The organism is Pseudomonas sp. P106(2024) (genome assembly GCF_057480815.1).
This window is the reverse complement of sequence record NZ_JBLIYU010000003.1, coordinates 409,352-433,441: the sequence shown is the minus strand read 5'-3', so window position 1 is coordinate 433,441 and position 24,090 is coordinate 409,352. Positions and strand designations below refer to the sequence as shown.

The following is a 24,090-nucleotide window of genomic DNA, read 5'->3' as shown; positions in this document are numbered from 1 at the left end:
GCCACGGGCAGGGCCGTGAGCGAAATGAGCCATGGGTCATCCTCTTGTGATTGTTCTAGGAAATTGCCCAGCCGGTCTGCAGCACGCTAAGCAGATGCAGCAGGTACAGCTGCAGGAAATACAGCGTGGGAGCGGGCTTGCCCCGCGATGCAGGCAATGTGGTGGATGGCACCGGCCTTGCCGGTGATCGCGGGGCAAGCCCGCTCCCACGCTGCGACCACAAAGCCCGCTCTCACGCGGCTTCCAGGTGGTCACGCGCAAGGAAGCTGCCAGCCCAGTATGCGGATCCCCGTGCGGATTCCTATAACGTCGAAGGATTAACCTGGGGGTAATGGCGCGGGGGAATCACGGCGCCGGTTGCAGGCTGGCGAGGTCTTCGCCGGCCAAAAACAGCAGCGAGAACAGCTCGCTCTGGGAGTTCACGTCCAGCTTGCGGTACACGTTGCGGCGATGGACCTTCACCGTCTCGGCCGACAGTTTGAGCTTGATGGCCGTCTCCTTGTTCGAATGCCCCGACAGGATCAGCCGCACCACGTCCAGCTCCCGCGCCGTGAGCACCGACTCCAGCTGCCGCCGTGCTTCGTCGCGCCCCTGGGCCAGGCCCAGCGCGGGCTTGGCCGGTGCGCGCTCGGGCAATTGCTCGAAGTGCAGCCGCTGGCGCAGCAGGCCGATCAGCCAGGGACGCACCAGCTCCAGCTGGGCGATGGCCTGGGCGTCGAAACGTGAGCGCCCGCCCAGCGACAGGCACAGCGTGCGCCCATCGCCCAGGGCCAGGTTGAACTGCACCTCGTCGGCGACCACGTTGTGGGTGAAGTACAGGCGGTAGTAATCGGTCTGCTGGAACTGCTCCGGGGCCACGTCGGCCAGGCGCACCAGGCCGGTCAGCGGCCGCTCGCGGCTGCTGATGTAAAACGGGTCGAGCAGGTACAGGCCGTTGGCGTACTCGCTCACCAGCGGGTCGATGCCCTCGCGCTCGTAGGGGCTCTGGTCGAAGATCAGCGGCTTGTCGTGGCTGAACAGCAGCGCCACCCAGGTGTCCACCTCGACGAAGTCGCCGAGCAGCGTCGCCAGGGTGCGCCAGAAGCTCGGCCGGTCGAGGTGCTCGATGCATTGGCCCACACCCTGGTGCCACGAAAGATCCTGCAGGCTCAAGCTCATGCCCTACCCCCGGGTTAACCCGTCGAAGTGATTGTTTTGCCAGTGATTGTTTTCATACTTGCACCACCCTTCGCAAATGTCACTCGCCCGCGGAAGGGTCGGGCCCAGCGAGACGGATTGCCCATGAAGATCGAAGTGGTACAGACGACAACCCGCGACGGCGACACCGCCCACAACCTGCGCGGCATCCTCGAGGCCCTGGCCCAGTGCGCGCCGGACACCGATATCCTGCTGTTCCCCGAGTCGCACCTGACCGGTTTTCTCACAGCAGATGACGTCGGCATGCTGTCCGAAGCCATCGACGGCGATGCCGTGCAGGCAGTGGTCGCGGCAGCGCGCCAGCGTAATGTCGCGGTAGTATTGGGGCTGTACGAAAACAACGGCGGCACCTTCTACAACACTACCCTGTTCATCGCCCCCGAAGGCATCCTGCTCACCTACCGCAAGACCCACCTGTGGTTGCCGGAGCACGGCATCGTCGTGCCGGGCGACCGCTTCGCCACCGTCGAATGGCGCGGCGTGCGCCTGGGCCTGTTGATCTGCTACGACAGCGAATTCCCCGAGACAGCGCGGGCACTGAAGGCCCTGGGCGCGCAGTTGATGCTGATCACCGATGGCCTGGCCGAACCGGAGGATCATGTGCACCGGGTGTCGGTGATGGCCCGGGCGATGGAGAACCAGGTGTTCGCCGTGGTCGCCAACCGCGTGGGCGAAGGGCCGGATGGCTGCGTGTTCGTGGGGGCGAGCCTGGCGGTGGACCCGTATGGCCAAACGCTGTTCGAGGCCGGGCGTGGCGAGTCGCGGCATAGCGTGACCCTGGACCTGTCGCTGATCGGCAAGGCCCGCGCCTTCCATGACTACAGCGCCAACCAGCGCATCCGGTTGCCGGGTGAGCGGATCGAGCATGCCAGTGGCGTATGGGAGCTGGTTATCGATTAAAGGAGAACACTCCCGCAACCGACAGGATTGGTCCATTCAACGAGGCCCGAACCCGGCGCTCGTTCCCTGGCGCAACAACCGAAGCGCGATGCACAATGCCCGCGCCCATAACCAAGGAAGCCGAATGGACACCTCCCTGCTGGATGATTGGCGCGCCTTGGTCGAAGGCCGCAGCGATATCGATAAATCCCAGTTCATCGCGCTGTTCAAGGAGCATGGCCAGCCCCACGAGGTGGCCACCATCCTCGAAGGCTTCAAGCACGCCCCCGAACTGGCCAGGCGCACGTTGGAAGTGCTGGCTGCCGGCACGCTTCCCTACCTGTACCTGCTCCCCACGCAACGAGGCACGCCAGAACAACTGGCAGCCGCTACCCGGCGATGGTTGGATGTGCAGGCCGACTTTTTCGAGCGGACGGGCGATTCAGAGTTGATGACCCTGACCCGCAATGCGCGGGTGATCTGCAAGCCCATGGCCGACCTCAAGGCTATCGACAACTTCGATATACCGGGCACCTGGGCCAGCGAAGCATTAGGGGATGCGGTTCGCGAAGTCGCCGACTGCCATACCGCCGCCGACTACGCATTGTTTGAGGCCTGGTACGGCATCGCGGCGGACTATGGGCTGGCTTGGTACATCGCCGCCCCGCTCATTGCACTGGACATCGACTTTACCGCCTACTTCGAGCTATGGCGGCTGGGTGGAGCCTTTCTGCACCTGGGGGAAGAATGCTGGGTCGCCCAGCGCTTCGAAGCGTCGACCGAGGGTAACGTCATTGAGCCTTGATCTGTTCCTGGAAGCTGACGCATCGCTTGACGCAGCAGCTCTGGCAAACGCCCTGCAAGCAGCCGGCGCGATTGAAGTCACGCGTACAAGCGACAGCCTGGAAGCCTACTTCCCGTCATGGCTGACGCTGACCGCCGACCTCGTCATCACCGACCACACCCTCTATGCAGAGGACACCAAACAGCTCGACTTCAGTGTCGCCACGCGCGCCAGCATCAGGATCAAAGGGCCTGGGCCGCAGGAACATTCACCCATGGCGGATCTGGACAAGATTGCCAATGCCATTGCGCGGACAGGCTCACGCTTCGTGATCAGTTTTCAATTCGAACGAACCCTGTACTGGCAGGACGCAGAAGGATTGCATCGCGACGTTTAACCGGCTCCATGCATCAACTGCCTTTCAATGCCTCCCCCGTCACCACATCAAAACGGTAGACGGTGTCGTAGAAATCCACGACTTCCACATGGTCAGGCGCCAGCTGAAAGCGTCCGGTGAAGATGTCGGCGCCCATGGCCTTCCAGATAACGTCGCCCTCAAGGGACAAACCTGTGATTTCCAACTCGCCGTGCGAAATCAGTGCACGCTGCCGCGCTGCCCAATAGAGACCGAAACAGGTCGCTAGATCCACCTTGCGCGACCAAAGCAGGTCATGGGGAGCGGTCAGCGACACGCAGGCAACCTGGTTGCCCACGGCCAATAGCAGCTTGTCGTCGATCACCAGCGCCGACTGTGCATGTACTCCTGTCCCGCCTCCGCCGGCACCGACCACCAGCAGGCCGAAGTCGTCCAGCATTACGCCATGAACCGATGACACGCCATCGTCGCCCAGGATGATTTCCCGCGCATAACACCGGATATTGTCTGTGGAGTCGAACGTGTAGGTCGGCTCGTCAACGACGGCAATCACACCATATCGAGAGTCGATATTCATCGGTGCGCACCACCGGGGGGCAGGGAATCGTCAACCATGAGTTTATTCGCAATTATGGGATGCCAATAATTATCAACCTGGAATAATTTCGGATAAAGCTGCCGTGGCCAGAATGAGGCTATCGGCAGCACAGGCACCCACTGACCCGCGGCTGATCGGGATCGTTTCCGAGAAATGAGACCATCACCTCCATGCCCGTTCGCGGAGGCGTGACCGCGCAAGGCCAATCGGACGCCACCGACAGCCAACAACAACTCTTGTCATCAAACCTGTCCTCAGGATCCCAGGGAAACTTCACCTGAATCCGGACAAGCCTCTGATCACACGGGCTCTCGTCATCCTCCACGGCAATGACCACGGCGGTCTGGTTCCCCGCCACCCGTGGTTTGGCATGAACCAGCGGCGGACGATAGAGCACGCCCCACGGCAGCACCGCCTGGCCATCGGCAAACACCAGCACATGCCCCTGGGCACTGTGCTGGAAGTGAAAACGGATGCCCTCCTCTTCACACAAGCGCTGGACGAAGTGCAGGTCCGTTTCGCCATACTGGGTGCAGTAGTCGCGCTCGGGGTAGCTCGCACTCAGCTCGAAGCGGTAAGCGTCGCCCACAATCCCATGCTCTTCCAGGATCAGGGCAACGATCCTGGGCACCGAGAACTGTTGAAAGATCCGCTGGTTGATGCGGTGACGCAGGTAGGACAAGTGCGGCACCAGGGTCAACCTGTAACGCGCCGAACACGGGGCCTGCCTCATCGGCGCGATGTGGTAGATCCGCCCATGTATGCCATTGCCGTTCATGTCGAAGCTGAAGAACGCCTCGAGGTCGAGGAAGCGTTCAAGGTCCAGGTCGGGCCATTCGCTGGCCAGTTCCACGTTGAAAAAGAAAGGCCTGTTGGCCACCGCTTCCCCGGTGTAGCCGAGCACCTGGAAATCGTGCTCCACACCTTCGATCGTCAAGTTCAAATATGTCTTCTGGGCTGGGCTGAACATCCGCTGTTCTCCTCCGGCTCAAGATGAAATCAGGTACGCAAGACCATCACCCGCCTCGGCTGAGCAGCCGGATACCGCGAGACGATGGTGTTCGCTGGTGCTTGGAGCAATGGGCCGCAGGCAACCTTGGTCAACGCGCTGTCCGGTACTCCCTTGCACCGGGCAGCTGCCGACACGTCAACTCAAGTCAGACGCCACTCTTCACCTTGGTCCAGACCCGCGTGCGGATCCGCTCCAGTTTCAACGGCAGCGGCTCGAGCGGGATCAACGTGGCAATCGTCTTCTTGTCGGGGTAGATCCACGGGTTGTCCCGCAGCGCCTGTTCGACGAACTGGGTGGCGTCCTTGTTGGCGTTGGGGTACAGGGTGTGGTTCGAGGTCTTGGCGATCACTTCCGGGCGCATCATGTAGTTGATGAACGCCATGCCTGCCTTGGGATGGGGCGCATCCTTGAGCAGCACCAGGTTTTCCGACCACACCAGCGCGCCTTCGCGCGGCAGGCTGTAGTTGATCCTGCGCCCGGTGTTGTTCTTCTCGTTGAGGGCCTGGGCGGCCAGGGCGCCGTTGGCCCAGCCGACCACCGCGCAGATATTGCCGTCGGCCATGTCGGTGTCGATGCGCGACGAGTCGAAATACAGCACGTAGGGGCGGATCTTCATCAGCAGGTCTTGCGCCTTCTGGTAATCCGCAGGATTGCTGCTGTTGCTGGGCAGGCCCAGGTAGTTCAGGGCAATCGAGATGATCTCGCTGGGCGAGTCGAGCATCGCCACGCCACAGGACTTGAGCTTGCTGATGTTCTCTTCCTTGAAGATCAGGTCCCAGCTGTCCACCGGCGCCTGGTCGCCCAACGCGGCCTTGACCTTGTCGACGTCGTAGCCGATGCCGGTGGTGCCCCACAGGTAGGGCACCGCGTAGCGGTTGCCGGGGTCGTTGACCGCCAACTGGGCGAGGATATCGGGGTCGATGTGCGACAGGTTCCCCAGTTGCGCACGGTCCAGCGGTTGCAGCACGCCCGCCGCGATCAGGCTGGGCAGCACGTTGGAGGTCGCCACCACCACGTCATACCCGGTGCGCCCGGCCATGACCTTGCTCTGCATGATGTCGGCGCTGTCGAACGCGTCCATGTGCACGCGGGTGCCGGTTTCCTGCTCGAACGCCTTCGGCGTCTCCGGCGCGAGCAGCCCGAACCAGTTGTACAGGTGCATCCCGGGCTGGGCGGCCAGCACCGAGGTGCTGATCCCTGCGCAGAGCAGCGAGGCCGAAAAAAGGGTTCGCAAACGTGACCTTCTCATGCAACATCCTTATCGAATCGATGTATCTTCACGGCCATCCTAGGCCCAGTGAGCGACTATACCGGGCAGGACCGGATAGTAAATACCTCGGAATACTTACCTCTGACCTGCGAGTTCCTAACCCAAAAGGGGTAGATAATGCCGTTCGACCTGCAAAGCCTGGCCTGGCACCGATCGATCGGCAAGCTGATCATGCAGCTGGACCGTCCGGCGTTCTGGAGTTCGCTGGTTCGGGTATTGAACGAGTACGTGCAGATCGACAACTGGGTGGTGCTTATCTTCGCCAGCCAGCAAGTGGAAGTGGTGAGCCTGCCCGAGGTGGCGGATGCCGAAGAGGTCAACGCGTTCATCCATCGTTATGTAAAGGGGCTCTACCTGCTGGACCCGTTCTACATCGCCAACCGGGAAAACCCGCAGAGCGGTTTCTTCCACCTGCTGGATATCGCGCCGGAGTACTTTCTCGAAACCGAGTACTACCACCAGTACTTCGCGCACTACATCTCGGCCGATGAGGCCCAGTACAACGTTCAGCTCGACGCTGACCGCACGCTGTGCATCTCCATTGGCAGCAAGGCGCGCTTCAGCCAGGAACAGATCACCATCCTCGACCTGATCAAGCCCTGGGTGACGGCCTTGATGCACCAGCGCATGGCCTTCGAGGTGGATGTCGAGAAGGACCTTGTCGAGGTACCGCCCTGGCAGGAAACACTGACCCAGCTGGGCGCGCAGATCACCACCCGTGAAAGCGATGTACTGAGACTGCTGCTGAGCGGTTTCTCCAACAAAGAGATTGCCGGAAAGCTTTCACTCTCGGCGGAAACGGTGAAAGTGCACCGCCGGAACATTTACGCCAAGTTGAACATCAAGTCGCAGTCGGAATTGTTTGCTCGCTTCTTTGTGCCGAAGTCGGATGCTTTCTGTACCAGTTGAATTCAGGCATCTTGCCTGCCGCCGGCTGCTGCACGCCTGGCAGACCTTCAAGGCGTCGATGCCAGCGCCTCGATGACCAAGGTCGCCAACCCGATCAAACAGATTACCCCCACGCCATAACTCACCGTCCGCCACGGCTGGATACCCGCCAGGTAAGTCACCGTATGCGACACCCTGGCCACGGTGAATACCCCGCTCAGCCAAGCCGTCATGGCAACCGGCGCCTCCAGTACGACCGCCAGGCCGCCCAGCGCGAGGAACATCGGGATGTTCTCCAGATCGTTGCGCCAGGCCTGCATGGCCCGCGTGACCTGCGGCAATTCCGTAGGGCAAGCCGCGCGCTTGAACACCGCCGCATCCTCGCGGTTGATGAAGGCCAGGAAACGCAGGCGGAAGTAACCTTGGTAGCAGGAAATCGCCAGCATCTTGAAGAACAGCACCACTACGCAGCAGGCGTAGACCGCCAGGGCGCCGCTCATGCCCCTGGCCTCTGCGCCAAGCCCTTGACCACGATGTACAGCAGCGGCCCCAGGGAGACAAACAGCGCCGTCAGCACCAGATAGGGCAAGACACCAAGCAACGACTCGCCCCGCTGGCGCTGGTCGTTTGCCATCCAGATACAGCCCAGACCGGCCATCACATACAGGTCGATAACGACCTGGGCCGTATCGGGTCGGGACAGCAGATCGAGGCCAAAGGCAAGAAGTGATTGCTCGGCACTCATCAACGTCCAACCGGTGTACAGGGTGAACAGCAACAACACTGGCAGCGCGATCCATCGTGCGTTCATTCGTCGATTCCTTCAGGGGCGATGTTGCCGTCACGGTAGTGATAGAGTCGTCCCCGCCTCAATGACCTCACAGGTCATGGAGGCTTCAGCCAAGGACAGCCAGAGTCGACGCATGAGCCTTTCTCCCTTTCACCCGATGCACACACCTGCCATCACCGATGCCGGAGAGCACCTGCGCCGCCTACGCCGCCAGGCCGGGCTCAGCCAGCTCGACTTGGCGCTGGTGGCCGGCCTGTCGCAACGCCACCTGAGCTGCGTCGAAACCGGCCGCGCCAAGGCCAGCCCGAGCACCCTGCATGCCCTGCTCAGCGCGCTGGAAGTGCCGCTCGAACACTGCAACGAGGTGTTCCTCGCGGCAGGTTACGCACCACGCTATATGGCCTCGGCACCGGACGCCCCAGCCATGAAGATGGTGCATGACGCAGTGGAGCACATCCTGCAGGCCAACAACCCCGCACCGGCCATCGTCATCGCCAGAAACTGGGACATCACGGCGGCCAATGCCAGTGCCGGGCTGTTGTTCACCATGGTTGGCGTACCGACGAGCAGCACCTCGGGCCTGAACCTGCTGGACACACTGCTGCGCCCGGGCGGACTGGGTGATCATCTGGTCAATGCCGATGAGATACGGGCGATCGCCTGGCAGCGGGCGGCCAGGGAGGCGGTGGGCAATCCAGAATTGGCTCGGCGGCTGCAAAGCTTGCCCGTGCCACCCGCACTGGCGCCGGACACGCCGCCGTCACCGCTGGTGCTGACCCGGGTGCGTGCTGCCGAGGGCGAACTTAGGTTCCTGTCCACCTTCACCACCTTCGGCATGCCGCAGGACATCACGGTTGCATCGCTGCGCATCGAACACCTGGTACCGGCCGACGGCACCACGTGGCGAACAATGACGGCGGCCTTTGATCAATGGCTGGCTCGGCAGCAGCAACAATGAAACCAATGATGATCAGGCCGCAACATCTGACCGAACTACTGGGATTCAGGCCTGTGCCGCCTGCCCCGCCACCGCTGCGCCATCCAGCACCATGCCCTCGCGCATCCGCTGCGCATCCCGGCTGAAACACCGCGAGGCCGCCAGCAGGAACACCATGGTCAGCAACAGGGCCACGGGGATCAGGTACATCGCGTCATGCAGCCCCTGGGCCTTGAACGCTTCGCTCATCGCCACCTCGCCCGCCGCCGCCATGGCCGACACGGCAAAATGATCCGACAGTCCACCGACCACCACCGGCCCCAGGCCGCCACCCAGCAGGTACAGCCCAGCGAAGAACAGCGCCATGGCCGTGGCCCGCAGGCGCGGTTGCACCACGTCCTGGATGGCGGTGTACACGCAGGTGTAGAAGTTGTAGGAGAACAGCCAGCCGACCCCGAACACCGCCACGAACACCCCCAGTTCGATGCGCCCGGCATGCAGCGCCCAGGCGGTACACAAGGTGGCCACCAGCATGCTCAGCGCGGCGAACACCAGACGGCCGTTGGCGAAGCGCTGGTGCACCTTGTCGGCCATCCAGCCGCCAAGGGTCAGGCCCACCAGGCCGCTCAGGCCGACGATCATCCCGGTGGCCACCGCAGCGTCGTGCAGCGGCAACGCGAAGTAGCGCTGCAGCATCGGCACCATGAACGAGTTGCAGGCATACGAGGCGAAGTTGAAGGTCAGCCCCGCCAGCACCAGCCAGGCGAAGGTGGGCACGCTCAACACCCGGCGCAGGGGGCGGTCCAGCGGGGCCTGGGCGGTGGCCACCGTCTCCGCCGCGCCGCGCGCGGGCTCGCGGATCATGAAGATGAACAGCGCCAGCAGCACGCCAGGCACGGCGGCGATGAAGAACGGCGCGCGCCAGCTGTCGAAGGCCTGGACCATCGCACCGATGGTGAAGAATGCCAGCAGCAGGCCCAGCGGCAGGCCAAGCATGAAGATGCCCATCGCCCGCGCCCGCCGTCCGGCGGGGAACAGGTCGCCGATCAGCGAGTTGGCGGCCGGCGCGTAGCTGGCCTCGCCGATGCCCACGCCCATGCGTACCAGCAAAAAACTCCAGAAACTGCCGACCATGCCGTTGACCGCCGTCAGCCCGCTCCAGACCAGCAGGCCCCAGCCCATCAGCCGGCTGCGCGAGCCGGTGTCGGCGATACGCGCCAGCGGCAGGCCGGCGATGGCGTAGACCAGGGTGAAGGCGGTGCCGATGATGCCGATCTGGAAGTCGCTCAGGTGCCACTCCAGACGGATCGGCTCGATGACGATGGCGGGGATGGTGCGGTCGAAGAAGTTGAACAGGTTGGCCAGGAACAGCAGGAACAGGATGCGCCAGGCGTTGGAGGCTTGGGTGGCGGTGGGCATAGTCGAGTCCCTCGTTATTGTTGTTCGGGGCTTCCAGCACGCCTTTGCAATCTAGAGGGACATCAGGCCATCGTCTGCCAACATTGATCGCGTTGATAGCAGCCGATGGACCTCGGCAAGCCCGCCATCAATGCCCACAACCACCGCCTGGACGCGCACCGTCCACCCAGGATGGACACTCACCAAAGCGCGATGTCGTAGGTCAGGTACACACGGTTGCTGTCGCGACCGCGGGCGAAGTCGGAACGATAGACATAGTTGCGCAACCTCACCCCCAGGCCTTTGAGCGGGCCACCCTGGACCACGTAGGCCAGCTCGGCGTCACGCTCCCATTCCTTGATACCCGCCTCCCCGGCGCGACCGTTGGCGCCGCTGAGGTAACGCGTCATGAAGGTCAGCCCGGGCACCCCCGCGGCGGCGAAGTTGTAGGCATAGCTGGCCATCCAGGTTTTTTCCTGCTCCTCGATGAACTTGCCGATACCGACGTTGCTGAACGAATACACCGTTGCGCCGCTGATATAGGGCAGCCCCGCCTCGCCATCAAGCACCTGGTAGCCGGCACCGACCGTATGCCCGGAATGCGTATACGCCAGTTGCCCGCTGTACAGGTCGTTGTCGATGGCGCCGCCATGGGCGGCACCGCTGTCGCGGCTCCTGAAGTAGCGCAGGTCGGTGGTCAGCACCCCGCCGGCCAGCGGCAGGTCATGCACCAGGCCTGCGAAGTCCTGGCGATAGAAGCCGTCGAGCCGGGCGTGGAAGTAGCTCAGGCGCAGCGGCTTGCCCACCGCATAATCGGCACCGACGTAGGAGAAATCACCGGACGCGTTGCCGCTGTAGCCATCCAGGTACAAGCCGGTGCTGTCCGAGGAGTCGCGCAACTTGAACTTGTCCAGGTGACCGGCGGTGAGGCTCAACCCATCGATGTCGGTGCTGGTCAGCTGCGTGCCCTGGTAAGTCTGCGGCAACAACCGCGCGTCGTTGTAGACCAGCACCGGGGTCTTGGGCAGCAAGGTGCCGTGCTTGATCACGGTCTGGCCCAGGCGCGCCTTGGCGGTCAGGCCGGCGCTGCTGAACTCGTCCGCGGCCCGACCGTCGTCGTGCACCGGCAACAGGCCGCTGCCGCTGCGACCGCGTCCGGAGTCCAACCGCACGCCCACCAGGGCCAGGGCATCGAGCCCAACGCCCAAGGTGCCTTGGGTGAATCCGGACTGGTAGTCGAGCAAAAAGCCCTGCGCCCACTCGGTCCGCTCATGCTTGGCGGAGGCCGCCGCGCGTGGGGACAGGCCCTGCTCGTCACGGAAGTTCTCGTTGAAATAGACGTTGCGCAGCTGCAGCTTGAGCTTGCCGTCGTCGACGAATCCGCCAGCGCCGGCAACGGGCAACCAGCCGCAGAGCAGGCCACAGGTGGCCCCACGGAAAACACTTCGGAACATGATCGGTACTCTGTTGTTGTTCTTGGATGAGCGGTGGGTGGGCGCCGCGCGGCGCCCGGTGATTCACACGAAGAAGGACAAGGCACCTGTGAGCAGCGCCAGCGCGGTGATCACCAGCGAGGTAAGCACCGCCCACTTGACGGTGGCTTTCTGGAAGTCGCCGATATCGCGGTCGACCATCCCCACCAGCAACAGGGTCGAGGCAACCAACGGGCTCATCAGGTGCACCGGCTGCCCCAGTACCGAGGCCCGGGCGATTTCCACCGGGTCGATGCCATAGGCCGCGGCCGCGTTGGCCAGGATCGGCACCACCCCGAAGTAGTAGGCGTCATTGGACAGTACGAAGGTCAGCGGCATGCTGGTCAGCGCCACCACCAGCGGGAACCAGTGGCTCCAGGCGTCGGGGATCCAGTCCACCAAGGTCTGGGCGAGGGCGTCGACCATTTTGGTGCCGGAGAAGATGCCGGCGAATATGCCGGCGGCGAACACCAGCAGCACGACGGTCATGGCATTGCCCGAATGGGCGAGAATGCGCTCCTTCTGCAGCTCCAGTTGCGGATAGTTGATCATCAACGCGGCGACGAAACCGATCATGAACAGCAGCGCGGAATGCATCACGCCCATCACCAGCGCGGTCATCACGGCGATCACCAGCATCAGGTTCACATAGGCCAGGCGCGGACGCTTGTGTGGGTTGTCGCCGAGGATCTCCTTGATGTAGCAATTGCCGCCCCCTGACGCCAGGGTGACATTGCCGATGCGCCGACGCTCGGCGCGCCCCAACAGATAGGCGGTGAACACCACCCAGACCGCGCCGCCGATCACGGTGGGCAGCATCGGGATGAAGTATTCGGTCGCATCCAGGCCAAGGGCGGCGATCGCGCGGGTGGCAGGCCCGCCCCAGGGGCTCATGCCGCTCATGATGCTCAGCGATAGCATCGACACCGTGGCCAAAATCATCGGGTTCATGCCGATGCGTTTATACAGCGGCAGCATCGCCGCGCAGGTGATCATGTAGGTGGTGGTGCCGTCGCCGTCGAGGGCAACCAGCAACGACAGCAGCGCGGTGCCTATGGCGATCTTGATCGGATCGCCGTTCACCCGCTTGAGAATCTTGCGGATCAAAGGATCGAACAGGCCGGCATCGATCATCAGGCCGAAGAACAGGATGGCGAACAGCAGCAACGCCGCCGAGGGTGCCACCATCTTCAGGCCATCGAGCATCATCTTGCCGAGCTCGGGAGCGAAACCGCCAATCACGGCAAAAACGATGGGTACCACTGTGAGCGCGACGATCGGCGACAGGCGTTTGCTCATGATCAGGTAGGTGAACGTCACCACCATGATCAGGCCCAGGAGTGCGAGCATGGTTTTTTCTCTTGTTTTTATTCTGTGTTTGGCCGCCCGACGCGCAGGCGGCCCCCTGCCCCACCCGGCATCGCAGGGATGCTGGGGGGAAGTCTACTGCAACATGGGAGCGATAACCGGTTGGTCAGCCGTGCCGGGGAGGCTGCGCGGACCACTCGGGGTGAGCGTCGACGGCTTCGTCGGCCGCCGATGGCGCGCCGTCGAGGCGGCGCAGCAAGGTTTCGCGATCGCAGGCATGCTCCGACAGCGAGATGACCACGGTGGCCACGGCGTTACTGGCCAGGCTGGTCAGGGCCCGCGCCTCGGACATGAAGCGATCGATACCGATCAACAAGGCAAGCCCGGCCAGCGGTATGTCGTGGATGACCGTGAGGGTCGAGGCCAACGCCACGAAGCCGCTGCCGGTCACGCCGGCGGCCCCCTTGGACGACAGCAGCATGATTGCCAGCATGGTCACCGTCTGCCCGAGGGTCAGGTCGATGTTGCAGGCCTGCGCGATGAACACGGCCGCCAGCGACAGGTAGATGGCGGTGCCATCGAGGTTGAAGGAATACCCGGTTGGAAGCACCAGCCCTACCACGCCTTTGCGACAACCGAGCCGCTCGAGCTTTTCGAGCATGCGCGGCAGCACCGGCTCGGTGGACGAGGTACCCAGCACCACCAGAAATTCTTCGCGGAAATAGCGCAGCAGCTTCCACAGGCTGAAGCCATGGGCGCGACAGATGCCGCCCAGCACAACCAGGACGAAGAAGGCGCAAGCGATGTACAGCGTGCCCACCAGCTTGGCCAGGGCGCCGAGGGAGGTAACGCCGTATTGCCCGACGGTGAAGGCCAGCGCACCGAACGCACCGACCGGGGCGAAACGCATCAGGTAGCCGAAGATACGGAACACCATGATCGAGACCGACTCCAGCACCGCAAGGACGGGCCGGCCCTTCTCGCCCATGGACGACAGGGCGAAGCCGCTGAGTACGGCGATGAACAGCACCGGCAGCACCTCACCCTTGTTGAAGGCACCGATGAATGTCTCCGGAATGATGTGCATGAAGAAGTCGACCACGCCCAGTTTCGCCGCCGAGGCGGCGTACTGGCCCAGGCCTTCTGTACTCAGGGTGGCAGGATCGATGTTCATGCCGGCGCCGGGCCGGAACAGGTACACCGCCGCCAGGCCGATCACCAGGCTGATCACGGTCAGCAGCAGGAACAGCAGCAAGGTCTTGCTCATCAGGCGCCCCAGGGAGCGCTTGTCGGTCATGCCGGCAATGCCGGTGACGATGGTGCAGAACACCACTGGCGCGATCATCATCTTGATCAACTTGATGAAGGCGTCGCCCAGGGGTTTAAGGGCAACGGCCTGTTGCGCCCAGAAGTGGCCGACCACCACGCCCAGCAGGACGGCGCAGAGGATCTGGAAATACAGGGATCTGGCAAGTTTCATGAGGCATCACCCATTGTTGAAATTGTGCGGATGCGCTTGTTGCTGAAGCCGCGCTGATGGTGGCGGCGGCCTGGGTCTATCCCGCCAGCCTGCGCGAGGACGGGGCATAAACGAACCCTGAGAAGAGCCGACGGGCGGTACGCACCACCGATGCCTGCAGGGTCTTGCCATCGACGCCGCTACGCGACAGCGCCACGTCGATGCCACCACTGGGATGTTCGATGCGCACCTGCTCCAAGTGTTGTGCCCCCTCGCCGAGCAGGTCGCCGACCACCGTACCGGCGCTGACGCAAGCCGTGGCCAACCCGACGGCGCCGGTGATCGCCAGGGCCCGGTGGCAATTGTGCGGCATGAAATAGCGCACCTGCACCGTACCGTCATGCCGAGGTGGCGCGACCAGCACCGGCTTGGGGATCACCATGCCGCTGACATCACCCAGGCCCATGGCCTTGCCAGCCTTCAGGCGCAAGGCTTCCAGGCGCTGCAGCAAGGCATTGTCGGCATCCAGCTCGGCCGGGGTTTCCGAGCCGGTCACGCCCAGTTGCCGGGCGTCGACGATCATCATGGGCATCGCCATGTCGATGCAGGTGACCGGCACGCCGTCGATCACATCCTGAGGTTTGCCCGTAGGGAACAGCTTGCCGGTCTTGCTGCCCACTGCATCGAGGAACGTCAGGTGCACCGGGGCCGCCGTGCCAGGGACGCCGTCGATCGCCGTGCGCCCTTCGTAGCGCACGATGCCGCCAGGCGTTTGCACCAGTGAATCGACGAAGGTTCCGGTATTGAGGTTGCGGATGCGTACCAGGGTCTTGCCGTCGTTGGCCTTGACCAGCCCTTGCTCGATGGCGAACGGCCCCACGGCGCACAGCATGTTGCCGCAGTTGGGCGCGGTGTCGACGCGCCGCTGGGCGACCATCACCTGGACGAACAGGTAGTCGACATCGGCATCGGCGTGCAACGACGGGTTGATGATCGCCACTTTGCTGGTCTGCGGGCTGCCGCCACCGATGCCGTCGATTTCCAGCTCGTGTCCGGAGCCCATCAGGTTGATCAGCAACTCGTCGCGCTCGACCACGTTTGCAGGCAGGTCCCAGGCGTGGAAGAACGGCCCTTTGGAGGTACCGCCGCGCATGAGTACGCAAGGAATTCGTTGCATGATTTCGCACTCTTGTTGATCAATGGACATCATTGATGTTGTGAGCAAAAGAGTGACAGGGATGGATAAATCAATCCAATGCAAATATCGTAGTCATTATTGCGATACAAGCATCAATAATCGAACGGCCCACTGAGCGATGCCTGATGGAATATGAACTGCAAGATATAAGATCTTTCGTGAAAATCGCCGAACTTGGCAGCTTTCACGAAGCTGCAGAAGCGCTGCACTTGTCCCAACCCGCCCTGAGCCGACGAATCAAGAAGCTCGAGGAAGGGCTCGGTACTTCGTTACTCGAACGCACTACGCGCCGGGTCAGCCTGACGAGCGTGGGTCGGGATTTCCTGCCCAAGGCCAGGCGCCTGCTGGATGATTTCGAGGATTCGATCCTGAGCATCCGTGAACTGGCCGAGCGCCAGACGGGGCAGGTCACCCTCGCTTGCATTCCCACGGCAGCGTTCTACTTTCTGCCCTCGGTGATCCGCGACTACAACGCGCAGTACCCGAAGATCCGCATCCGCCTGCTGGACCTCAGTGCCAACGATGGGCTGGAAGCCGTACTGCGCGCAGAGGCCGATTTTGGCATCAACATGATGAGTGGCCAGCATCCGGACATCGAGTTCGTCTCGCTGGTACAGGAGCATTTTGTGCTCGCTTGCCGCCGGGACCACCCGTTGGCCAAGCGCGAGTCGGTGACCTGGGCCGAACTGGCCGACTACCGCTTGATCGGAGTCGGTCGCCTGAGCGGCAACCGCATGTTGCTCGATCATGCGCTGGCCGGTCTGAACCTTCGTCCTCAATGGTTCTACGAGGTCCAGCACCTGTCGACCTCGCTGGGCATGGTCGAGGCCGGGCTGGGGGTCTCGGCCATGCCTAGCCTGGCCATGCCCAGCGCCGACCATCCGACGTTGGTCAGCGTGCCGCTGGGCGAGCCGCAGGTCAGCCGCACGCTGGGCTTGGTGTTTCGTCGCGGTGCGTCGCTGTCGCCGGCGGCCGAAAAGTTCGTATCGATCCTCTTGCAGCAATGGCCCAATCGCTGACCCCTGGGCCGATGGCATGCCGGATCCGCGCAAAGTTCATCAGCACCTGCGCCGCGGAGTGCTAACGTATGCGGCTATTGACCGCCTTTGAAATCCAGGGCGCTCTGTTCACTTGTCCCTGCGGAGTTTTCCTTGGCCTCGCCTGCTCATGAACGTTCGCTCGATGGGTTGAATTTTTTCCTGGCCGATGTCCGTGATGGGCTTGGCCCCTACCTGGCGATCTACCTGCTGGCGGTGCACCATTGGGAGCCCGGCAGTATCGGCCTGGTCATGACCTTGGCCAGCGTCACGGCATTGCTGACCCAGACGCCAGCTGGCGCGCTGATCGACAGGACCACGGCCAAGCGCGCCGTGATGGCCATCGCCGCGCTGCTGGTGACCGGCAGTTGCCTGGTGCTGCCCTGGGTCACCAGCGTCGCGCTGGTAACGTTGACCCAAGCCATCAGCGCGCTCGCCGGTTCCGTGTTCGCGCCGGCCATCGCTGCCATTTCACTGGGCCTGACCGGGCCGCGGGCATTCACCCGGCGCATGGGCCGCAACGAAACCTTCAACCATGCCGGCAATGCCTGCTCGGCGGTGCTCGCCGGCGGGCTGGCCTACCTGTTCGGACCGGTGGCGGTGTTCTACCTGATGGCGGCGATGACTGTGGCCAGCCTGATCGCCATCAGCCGAGTGCCGGCGACAGCCATCGACCATGACCTCGCGCGCGGCCTTGACCCGCGGCCGCCGGGCCAGCACGCCCACCCCGCCGGCCTTGCCGTACTGTTGCACAATCGCCCCTTGCTGCTGTTCGCCGTGTGCTGCGCGTTGTTCCATCTGGCCAACGCGGCAATGCTTCCGCTGGTGGGCCAGAAACTGGCTCAGGCCAACCTGCAGTTGGCCACGCCGCTGACCTCGGCGTGCATCGTCGCGGCGCAGCTGGTGATGGTGCCCATGGCGCTGCTGGCCGGCGCCAGGGCCGACCGCTGGGGACGCAAGCCGCTGTTGCTCGCCGGCTTTCTGATCCTGCCGCTGCGTGGCGTGCTGTACGTGATGTCGGACGATCCGTTCTGGCTGGTGGCCGTGCAATTGCTCGATGGCATAGGCGCCGGACTGTTCGGCGCATTGTTCCCGGTAGTGGTCAAGGACCTCACCCAAGGCAGCGGGCGCTTCAATGTCAGCCTTGGCGCATTGTCCACGGCCTTCGGCCTGGGCGCGGCGCTAAGTCCCGGTGTCGCGGGGCTGGTGGTACAGTCCGCAGGCTACGACGCGGCATTCCTGACATTGGCGGGCATCGCGACTGCAGCGTTGCTTCTGCTTTGGCTGGCCATGCCGGAGACCCGCCGACCGGCCAGCGATGCCAACGCCGAGCAAGCCCCTCCCCTTCACTCCCCTTCCGGAAACTGAGTCCTCGCATGCCAGTCGCTGAGTCATCCCTGATCATCTGGTCGGTTGCGGCCGCGGCCACCGCCCTGGTCATCCTTCGGCCGGGACGCGTGCCCGAATATGTCTGGGCGATGGGCGCCGCCTTAGGGCTGACGGCCTGCGGCCTGATCCCATGGCGCCTGGCCTTGGCGGCAATCGCCGAAGGAGGCGATGTCTACCTGTTCCTGACCGGCATGATGGTGCTGGCCGAGCTGGCTCGCCAGGAAGGCTTGTTCGACTGGCTGGCCAGGTACGCGGTGCAGCATGCCAGGGGCTCGGGCCAACGCCTGTTCGACCTGGTATTTCTGGTCGGTACACTGGTCACCGTGTTCCTGTCCAATGACGCCACCGCTGTGGTGTTGACGCCGGCTGTGTATGCGGCGTGCAAGGCGGCCAAGGCCGAGCCGCTGCCCTACCTGTTCATCTGCGCCTTCATCGCCAATGCCGCCAGCTTCGTGCTGCCCATCTCCAACCCGGCCAACCTGGTAGTCTTCGGCAGCCAGATGCCGCCGCTGCTGGAATGGCTGCGCCAGTTCACCCTGCCCTCGCTGGGCGCCATCGCCATGACCTACCTGGTGCTGCGCCTGACCCAGCGCGAGCGCATCCGTCAGCCGCTGGCCGTGGCCATCGAGATGCGCCCCTTGTCGGCCGGCGCCCGGCTTTGCGCGCTGGGCCTGATGTTCACCGGCACCCTGCTGTTGACGGTATCGGCACTGGACATGCCGCTAGGGCTGCCGACATTTTGCGCAGGCATGGCCACCACCGGGTTGATCCACCTGCGTCAGCGGCGCAACCCGGCGCCGTTGCTGCGCCACGTGGCCTGGGGGGTCCTGCCCTTGGTCGCAGGACTGTTCGTGCTGGTGGAAGCCGTGGCCCACACCGGCGTGATCGACCGTCTTGCCCAATCGTTGGCCGCCCTGGCGCAACAGTCGGCAGGCACGGCAAGCTGGACGGCGGGGGTGACTGCGGCCGTGGCCAGCAACCTGATGAACAATCTGCCCACCGGCCTGATCGCCGGTTCCATCGGCCACCTCGTCGAACTGCCCCGGCAGACCACCGCCGCCTTGCTTATCGGCGTCGACCTGGGACCGAACCTGTCGATCACCGGCTCCCTGGCCACGCTGCTGTGGCTGGTGGCGATCCGCCGCGAGGGCGAGCATGTCGGCGCATTGAGTTTCTTGCGTCTGGGCGTGCTGGTAATGCCCCCGGCACTGCTGGCGGCACTGTTGCTGCTGGCCGTATGAGCCCGGCCTTCAGAACACCACCGAGCGCCGCTGCTCCGCTGTCGCCACCACCCTGCCGCGCTTGAGCACCATCAGCCGCGCGGGCAGGTCGAGGATCACGTCGCTGATACGGTGGGTGTCCATCAGCACCAGGTCCGCGTCGTTGCCCACCGCCAAGCCATGGCTCTGCAACCCCAGGGCCTTGGCCGGGTTGCTGGTGAGCATCGGCAGCACCGTGGCCTGGTCGTCCGCCCCGCCCAGGTGACAGGCGGGGATGGCCAGCTGCGCGATATGCAGCAGGTCGCCGGTGCCGTAGGGAGTGAAGGCATTGCGGATGTTGTTGGTGGCCAGGCACACGTTCACTCCGCCATCGCGCAACGCCCGCACCGGGGTCAGGGTGCGCCGCACATTGTGGCTGTCGCCACGGGCGCCCAGGTGCAGGTCGGTGGCGGGCAGGCACATCACGCTGATGTCGGCTTCGCGCAGCAGCGCGATGATACGCGACTGGCGCGCTGGTTCGACGGCCGCCAGGCTGGTCAGGTGGCCGACGCTGACGCGCCCTTGGTAGCCTGCCGCGAGGGTCCGGCGGGCCACGTATTCGATGGTCATGTGCTCGGCGTCGTCGGCGAAGTCCTGGTGCAGGTCGATGTCCTTGCCATAGCGCTGGGCCAGGTCGAAGACGAAATCGATGTGCTCCAGGGGCGAGGCGTCGTTGTAGGGAATGCCGCCGACCACATCGGCGCCCCTCTCCATGGCCTCGACCATCATCGCTTTCATGCCGGGCAACTTGAGGATGCCTTCCTGGGGAAAGGCGACCACCTGGATATCGATGACATCGCGGAATGTTTCCCGTAGTTCCAGCACCACTTCAAGGCCCGTGAAACCCTGGGCGGGGTCGAACTCGGCGTGGGCACGGACATGGGTGGTGCCGGCCTGCACCAGCGCGCGCAACACCTGGGTCGAGCGCTCGCGGATGTCTTCGCGGGTGAGCGTGGGCTTGAGCTCGGCGGTGACGGCGATCGCTTCCGTCAAGGTGCCGGAGCGGTTGGCCTTGCGCTGCATGACGTTGGCTTTTTCCAGGTGCAGGTGGCCTTCGACGAAGCCTGGGATCAGGACATTGCCGTTGCCTTGGATTTCCTGGGTTGCCGTTGCGGTGATCGTTTGGGCGATTTCAGTGATCTTGCCGTTGCGCACGGCCACATCCATCAAGGGTTTTGCATCATCGATGCGGACATTTCTGAAGATCAGGTCCATGCCGTCGCTCCTGTAGGGGATCATTAGCGCGCGTGGAAAAGGCCCGGGCGTCGTTCGGCGCCCGAGCCATTGCCTATGAGCGAATCAGAACGGCTTGGTCGGCAGGTACTTGCCATCCAGGGTGATCACAGCGCGCGACCCCCCTTCCGGATCGTCGACCTTCTTCACGTCCAGCTTGAAGTTGATGGCGCTGATGATGCCGTCGCCAAACTTCTCGTGGACCAGTGCCTTGAGGGTGGTGCCGTACACCTGCAGCATCTCGTAGAAGCGGTAGATGGTCGGGTCGGTCGGCACGCCGCCGGGGATGCTGCCGCGCAGTGGCACGGTCTGCAGCAGGGCGATACCGTCGGCGTCCAGGCCCAGCTTGTCGCCCACCACCTGGGCGGCGCTGGCCGGCAGCGGGTGCTGGCCCAGCAGCGCGGCGGTGACGAAGGCTTCGGACAGGCCGGTGCCGTCGGTGATCTGGGCGAACGACAGGTCCTTGCGGGCCTTGGCCAGGAGGATGGCTTCGCTCAGGGCAAGGCGGGCGTTCTGGCTGATTTGCGACTGGATCATGAGGTGTCTCCTTGGGTTGAAAATCGGGTTCAGGCAACGTGCCGGGAGGCGTGGGAAACAGCGCGGACTGCTGGGTTGTCCGCCAGGGATACGAACTGGCCGGTGCGTCCGTCGAAGGCGTCGATGCGACCGCTCTCGATGTCGTAGATCCAACCGTGCAGGGCCACGCGGCCCTCTTCCAGGGCCAGGCGCACCGAGGGGTGAGTCTGGATGTTGGCCAGCTGGGCGATCACGTTCTCGCGCACCATGGCCTCGACCTTGGCGTGGGGGTTTTGATGCTGGCGGGCTTCATTCACCACCCGGGCCGAGTCGGCGTAGCGCAGCCAGCCGGCCACGGCGGGCATATGGTCCAGGCACTTGCAGGTGGCGATGGCGGTCATGGCGCCGCAGTCGGAGTGGCCGCAGATGACGATGTCGGCCACTTGCAGGGCCGCGACGGCATACTCGACCGAGGCCGACACCCCACCGGGTTCAGGGCCGTAGGACGGCACGATGTTGCCGGCGTTGCGGATGACGAACAGGTCGCCGGGTTCACGCTGGGTGACCAGTTCGGGCACCAGGCGGCTGTCGGAACAGGAGATGAACAGCGCCCGAGGGCTTTGCTGGGTGGCCAGGTCCTTGAACAGCTTGACCCGCTCGGGGAAGGCGTCGCGCTGGAACTTCAGGAAGCCGTCGATGATGTCTTGCATGGCTGATGCCTCAGTGTCGCGGTGTGTGAGGCAAAGGTTAGGCGGTGCGTTACATAAGGTAAAAGTCTCATTTATGATGAACGGCATCAGATTATCTTATGGAGAGAAGCATGCTCGCCCGGCATATCCAGTACTTTCTCGCGGTCGCGCAACACCACAGTTTCACTCGGGCGGCGGCAGCCCTGCACGTCTCCCAGCCCGCGCTTTCGCAGCAGGTCAGGCAACTGGAGGAAAGCCTGGGCGCGCAGTTGTTCGATCGCTCGGGGCGCACCACGCGGCTGACCGATGCCGGCGAGGTCTATCTGCGCTATGCGAAACGGGCGTCGCAGGAACTGCAGGAGGCCAGGCGCGCGATCCATGACGTGGGCGACCTCAGCCGAGGCTCATTGCGGGTGGCGGTGACGCCCACCTTTACCAGCTACCTGGTCGGCCCCCTGGTCGAGGCCTTTCATGGCCGGTACCCCAACATCACCCTGAACCTGAGCGAAATCGCCCAGGAGCGTATGGAGCAGATGCTGCAGTTGGACGAACTGGATGTCGGTATCGCCTTCGATGAACGCCATGCCCAGGACATCGACACCTCCCCCTTACTGGTCGAGACCCTGGCGCTGGTGGTCGGCAGCCAACACCCGTTGGCCCAGGCAAGTGCCATCGGGCCACAGGCGCTGAATGACGAATCGATGATCCTGCTCAGCGCCGAATTTGCCACCCGTGAGCAGATCGAGCGCTACTGCAGGCAGCACGGTATCCGCCCGCAGGTAATGATGGAGGCCAACGCCATCGGCGCGGTCATCGAAGTGGTGCGCAGGACAACGCTGTCGACACTGCTCCCGGCCAACATCGTCCTGGCGCATGACGACCTGGCCGCCATCGCCCTGGACCCCTTGCGCCTGCAACGCACGGCCGTGCTCATGCAGCGCAGGGGTGTCTACCAGACGGCGGCGGCGCGGGCCTTCCTGGCGCTGGCCAAGGAGGTGGCCGCGCAACTGGAGCACGGCTGAGGCTCAGCTCAACTGTGCAATCAGCACCGCGTTGGTGTAGATCAGGCTGCCATCGCTGGCCCGATGCCCGACCAAGTGAAACTGACCACGTTCGTCGTTGCTCAGGTAGACGCGCAGGCGGCAGTCGGCCAGCGGACCGTAGCCTTCGGGCAAGACCAGGTTCAACGTGTCCATGTCGACATCTACCATCGCTTCGGGCTCGTGGCTCTGTTGTAGACGTTCCTCGGCCTGCTCCAGCGCCGTGTGGGTCGGGCCCTGGATGTCGAAGTGGATATCACCCACCGGGGAAGATCGGCGGTCGCCGTCACTTTTGCACCAGCCTTCGATTGTCAGGGTACTCATGGCGAGTCCTCGTTTGAACACTGTCGAAAGGGTTGACTGCGCCACGTTCCGAATCGTTCCAACAGGTGACACGGCGTGCTCAAGCGCCCTTTGCCAATGCCCGCTCCATCTCCCCGGCCTGCAGCCGAAGCGCCTGGCAGAACGGCTCCAGCACAGCCGACGCCGGGCGCAGCTCTGGTCGGATCAGCATTACCTGATACGGTACCGAGAGACTCAAACGGCGCATGGGCAGCCCACCCTGCCCTGCCTCCAACCCGCTCAGCGGGTTGATGATCGCCACGCCCAGCCCTTGCCGGACCATGGCGCATACCGAGGCGGCGCTGGTGGTTTCGATCACCGTGCGCCTGTTTACTCCAGCCTCGCGGAAGTGGCGGTCCAGCTGTTGCCGATAGCTGTCCAGGCTGGCCAGGTTGATGAAGTCGACCTCATGGAAGTCGTGCAACTCAAGCACTGGCTTGGCGAGCAACGGATGATGCTCGGGCAACACGCAGACCATGTCGGCGCTGAATAGCAGTTCCCCGACCGCGCCCCTGGGCACCTGCGCGGTTTCGGTCAAGCCGAGGTCGTGCTGTTGGGCGACCAATGATTCTTCCAGCAACGGCGACTCCTGCGCGGTAATGCTCACGCTGACCCCCGGGTGTTGCTGGTGGAACGCCTTGCAGGCCTTGGGCAGCAGAGTCTGCGAGAACAGTGGCAGGCAGGTGATGGCTAGCCGGCCCTGCTCGAAATTACGGATGGCCTGGGCGAAGCGGTCGATGCGCTCCAGGCCGACGAAGGCGCGCTCGACCTCCTCGATCAGTAGCAAGGCCTGGGCCGTGGGCGCCAGGCGCCCGCCTTCGCGCTCGAACAGGTTCAGACCGGTGACCTGCTCCATGCGCGCCAGCTCACGGCTGACAGTGGGTTGCGAGGTGAACAGCAGGCGGGCGGCGCCGGTGACGCTGCCGGCGGCCATGATGGCGCGGAACACTTCGATGTGGCGGATGGTGAGTTTCATGGTGATGCCAAGAACCGTGAGATTGACGCATACATATCAAATA

25 protein-coding genes are annotated in these 24,090 nt (G+C 63.7%); 9 read left to right on the top strand and 16 right to left on the bottom strand.

Annotation, left to right across the window (positions count from 1 at the left end; all coding sequences use genetic code 11):
* Positions 1–345 precede the first annotated feature (345 nt).
* Positions 346–1,158, bottom strand: coding sequence for a LuxR C-terminal-related transcriptional regulator (locus tag AC25M7_RS08240; RefSeq protein ID WP_062363637.1), 813 nt, complete (start codon positions 1,156–1,158; stop codon positions 346–348).
* A 123-nt stretch (positions 1,159–1,281) separates the two neighbouring features.
* Here AC25M7_RS08240 and AC25M7_RS08235 point away from each other — a divergent pair, with 123 nt between their 5' ends.
* The 3 genes from AC25M7_RS08235 to AC25M7_RS08225 all read left to right on the top strand — a co-directional run bounded on the left by AC25M7_RS08235 (position 1,282) and on the right by AC25M7_RS08225 (position 3,257).
* On the top strand, positions 1,282–2,097 hold the full coding sequence (locus tag AC25M7_RS08235; protein WP_062363639.1) for a carbon-nitrogen hydrolase family protein: 816 nt from the start codon (positions 1,282–1,284) through the stop codon (positions 2,095–2,097).
* 124 nt (positions 2,098–2,221) lie between these two features.
* Complete coding sequence (locus AC25M7_RS08230; RefSeq protein WP_062363642.1) at positions 2,222–2,881, top strand: hypothetical protein; 660 nt, start codon at positions 2,222–2,224, stop codon at positions 2,879–2,881.
* Positions 2,871–3,257, top strand: a complete 387-nt coding sequence (locus AC25M7_RS08225) for a hypothetical protein (RefSeq protein ID WP_028690512.1) — start codon at positions 2,871–2,873, stop codon at positions 3,255–3,257. The genes AC25M7_RS08230 and AC25M7_RS08225 overlap by 11 nt, the downstream gene beginning before the upstream one ends.
* Before the next feature lie 13 nt (positions 3,258–3,270).
* Here AC25M7_RS08225 and AC25M7_RS08220 read toward each other — a convergent pair whose 3' ends face one another.
* The 3 genes from AC25M7_RS08220 to AC25M7_RS08210 all read right to left on the bottom strand — a co-directional run bounded on the left by AC25M7_RS08220 (position 3,271) and on the right by AC25M7_RS08210 (position 6,095).
* On the bottom strand, positions 3,271–3,813 hold the full coding sequence (locus AC25M7_RS08220) for a hypothetical protein (RefSeq protein WP_062363645.1): 543 nt from the start codon (positions 3,811–3,813) through the stop codon (positions 3,271–3,273).
* 118 nt (positions 3,814–3,931) lie between these two features.
* A complete protein-coding gene (locus AC25M7_RS08215) occupies positions 3,932–4,804 on the bottom strand; it encodes a contractile injection system protein, VgrG/Pvc8 family (RefSeq protein ID WP_486970919.1) in 873 nt (290 codons plus the stop codon).
* A 187-nt stretch (positions 4,805–4,991) separates the two neighbouring features.
* Positions 4,992–6,095, bottom strand: a complete 1,104-nt coding sequence (locus AC25M7_RS08210; protein WP_069016237.1) for a polyamine ABC transporter substrate-binding protein — start codon at positions 6,093–6,095, stop codon at positions 4,992–4,994.
* A 138-nt stretch (positions 6,096–6,233) separates the two neighbouring features.
* On the opposite strand from AC25M7_RS08210, the gene AC25M7_RS08205 reads away from it, so the two are divergent.
* Positions 6,234–7,025 (top strand): helix-turn-helix transcriptional regulator, encoded by a 792-nt coding sequence (locus AC25M7_RS08205; protein WP_028690508.1) that lies wholly within the window; start codon positions 6,234–6,236, stop codon positions 7,023–7,025.
* Between the two features lie 47 nt (positions 7,026–7,072).
* Here the strand turns inward: AC25M7_RS08205 and AC25M7_RS08200 are convergent, their stop codons facing one another.
* Together AC25M7_RS08200 and AC25M7_RS08195 are read right to left on the bottom strand one after the other, a co-directional pair.
* The gene (locus tag AC25M7_RS08200) at positions 7,073–7,504 is read right to left on the bottom strand and encodes an MAPEG family protein (protein WP_241411854.1); all 432 of its coding nucleotides are present in this window, start codon (positions 7,502–7,504) and stop codon (positions 7,073–7,075) included.
* Positions 7,501–7,815, bottom strand: a complete 315-nt coding sequence (locus tag AC25M7_RS08195) for a hypothetical protein (RefSeq protein WP_062363653.1) — start codon at positions 7,813–7,815, stop codon at positions 7,501–7,503. Before AC25M7_RS08195 ends, AC25M7_RS08200 begins: the two co-directional genes overlap by 4 nt.
* A 112-nt stretch (positions 7,816–7,927) precedes the next feature.
* Here AC25M7_RS08195 and AC25M7_RS08190 point away from each other — a divergent pair, with 112 nt between their 5' ends.
* The gene (locus tag AC25M7_RS08190) at positions 7,928–8,752 is read left to right on the top strand and encodes a helix-turn-helix domain-containing protein (RefSeq protein ID WP_062363656.1); all 825 of its coding nucleotides are present in this window, start codon (positions 7,928–7,930) and stop codon (positions 8,750–8,752) included.
* Between the two features lie 45 nt (positions 8,753–8,797).
* Here AC25M7_RS08190 and AC25M7_RS08185 read toward each other — a convergent pair whose 3' ends face one another.
* The 5 genes from AC25M7_RS08185 to AC25M7_RS08165 all read right to left on the bottom strand — a co-directional run bounded on the left by AC25M7_RS08185 (position 8,798) and on the right by AC25M7_RS08165 (position 15,545).
* On the bottom strand, positions 8,798–10,150 hold the full coding sequence (locus AC25M7_RS08185; protein WP_028690504.1) for a spinster family MFS transporter: 1,353 nt from the start codon (positions 10,148–10,150) through the stop codon (positions 8,798–8,800).
* A 179-nt stretch (positions 10,151–10,329) separates the two neighbouring features.
* Complete coding sequence (locus AC25M7_RS08180; RefSeq protein WP_207852833.1) at positions 10,330–11,583, bottom strand: OprD family porin; 1,254 nt, start codon at positions 11,581–11,583, stop codon at positions 10,330–10,332.
* A 63-nt stretch (positions 11,584–11,646) separates the two neighbouring features.
* The gene (locus AC25M7_RS08175; RefSeq protein ID WP_028690502.1) at positions 11,647–12,951 is read right to left on the bottom strand and encodes a CitMHS family transporter; all 1,305 of its coding nucleotides are present in this window, start codon (positions 12,949–12,951) and stop codon (positions 11,647–11,649) included.
* Positions 12,952–13,075: 124 nt separating this feature from the next.
* Positions 13,076–14,389, bottom strand: a complete 1,314-nt coding sequence (gene dctA, locus AC25M7_RS08170) for a C4-dicarboxylate transporter DctA (RefSeq protein ID WP_028690501.1) — start codon at positions 14,387–14,389, stop codon at positions 13,076–13,078.
* 76 nt (positions 14,390–14,465) lie between these two features.
* Positions 14,466–15,545 (bottom strand): 4-oxalomesaconate tautomerase, encoded by a 1,080-nt coding sequence (locus AC25M7_RS08165; protein WP_486970918.1) that lies wholly within the window; start codon positions 15,543–15,545, stop codon positions 14,466–14,468.
* 146 nt (positions 15,546–15,691) lie between these two features.
* Here AC25M7_RS08165 and AC25M7_RS08160 point away from each other — a divergent pair, with 146 nt between their 5' ends.
* The 3 genes from AC25M7_RS08160 (at position 15,692) to AC25M7_RS08150 (ending at position 19,233) form a co-directional block, all read left to right on the top strand.
* On the top strand, positions 15,692–16,585 hold the full coding sequence (locus AC25M7_RS08160; protein WP_028690499.1) for a LysR family transcriptional regulator: 894 nt from the start codon (positions 15,692–15,694) through the stop codon (positions 16,583–16,585).
* A gap of 132 nt (positions 16,586–16,717) precedes the next feature.
* On the top strand, positions 16,718–17,971 hold the full coding sequence (locus AC25M7_RS08155) for an MFS transporter (RefSeq protein ID WP_028690498.1): 1,254 nt from the start codon (positions 16,718–16,720) through the stop codon (positions 17,969–17,971).
* An 8-nt stretch (positions 17,972–17,979) separates the two neighbouring features.
* Positions 17,980–19,233, top strand: coding sequence for an arsenic transporter (locus tag AC25M7_RS08150; protein WP_069016232.1), 1,254 nt, complete (start codon positions 17,980–17,982; stop codon positions 19,231–19,233).
* Positions 19,234–19,242: 9 nt separating this feature from the next.
* Here AC25M7_RS08150 and AC25M7_RS08145 read toward each other — a convergent pair whose 3' ends face one another.
* The 3 genes from AC25M7_RS08145 to AC25M7_RS08135 form a co-directional block, all read right to left on the bottom strand.
* Positions 19,243–20,466, bottom strand: coding sequence for an amidohydrolase family protein (locus tag AC25M7_RS08145; RefSeq protein WP_028690496.1), 1,224 nt, complete (start codon positions 20,464–20,466; stop codon positions 19,243–19,245).
* Positions 20,467–20,550: 84 nt separating this feature from the next.
* Positions 20,551–21,021, bottom strand: a complete 471-nt coding sequence (gene cynS, locus AC25M7_RS08140; protein WP_028690495.1) for a cyanase — start codon at positions 21,019–21,021, stop codon at positions 20,551–20,553.
* 29 nt (positions 21,022–21,050) lie between these two features.
* A complete protein-coding gene (locus tag AC25M7_RS08135; protein ID WP_088851574.1) occupies positions 21,051–21,710 on the bottom strand; it encodes a carbonic anhydrase in 660 nt (219 codons plus the stop codon).
* A 110-nt stretch (positions 21,711–21,820) separates the two neighbouring features.
* Here AC25M7_RS08135 and cynR point away from each other — a divergent pair, with 110 nt between their 5' ends.
* Positions 21,821–22,711 (top strand): transcriptional regulator CynR, encoded by an 891-nt coding sequence (gene cynR / locus AC25M7_RS08130; protein ID WP_028690493.1) that lies wholly within the window; start codon positions 21,821–21,823, stop codon positions 22,709–22,711.
* Between the two features lie 3 nt (positions 22,712–22,714).
* Here the strand turns inward: cynR and AC25M7_RS08125 are convergent, their stop codons facing one another.
* Positions 22,715–23,053, bottom strand: coding sequence for a hypothetical protein (locus AC25M7_RS08125; RefSeq protein WP_062363673.1), 339 nt, complete (start codon positions 23,051–23,053; stop codon positions 22,715–22,717).
* A 79-nt stretch (positions 23,054–23,132) separates the two neighbouring features.
* Positions 23,133–24,047 (bottom strand): LysR family transcriptional regulator, encoded by a 915-nt coding sequence (locus tag AC25M7_RS08120; protein WP_486970917.1) that lies wholly within the window; start codon positions 24,045–24,047, stop codon positions 23,133–23,135.
* Positions 24,048–24,090: the final 43 nt, after the last annotated feature.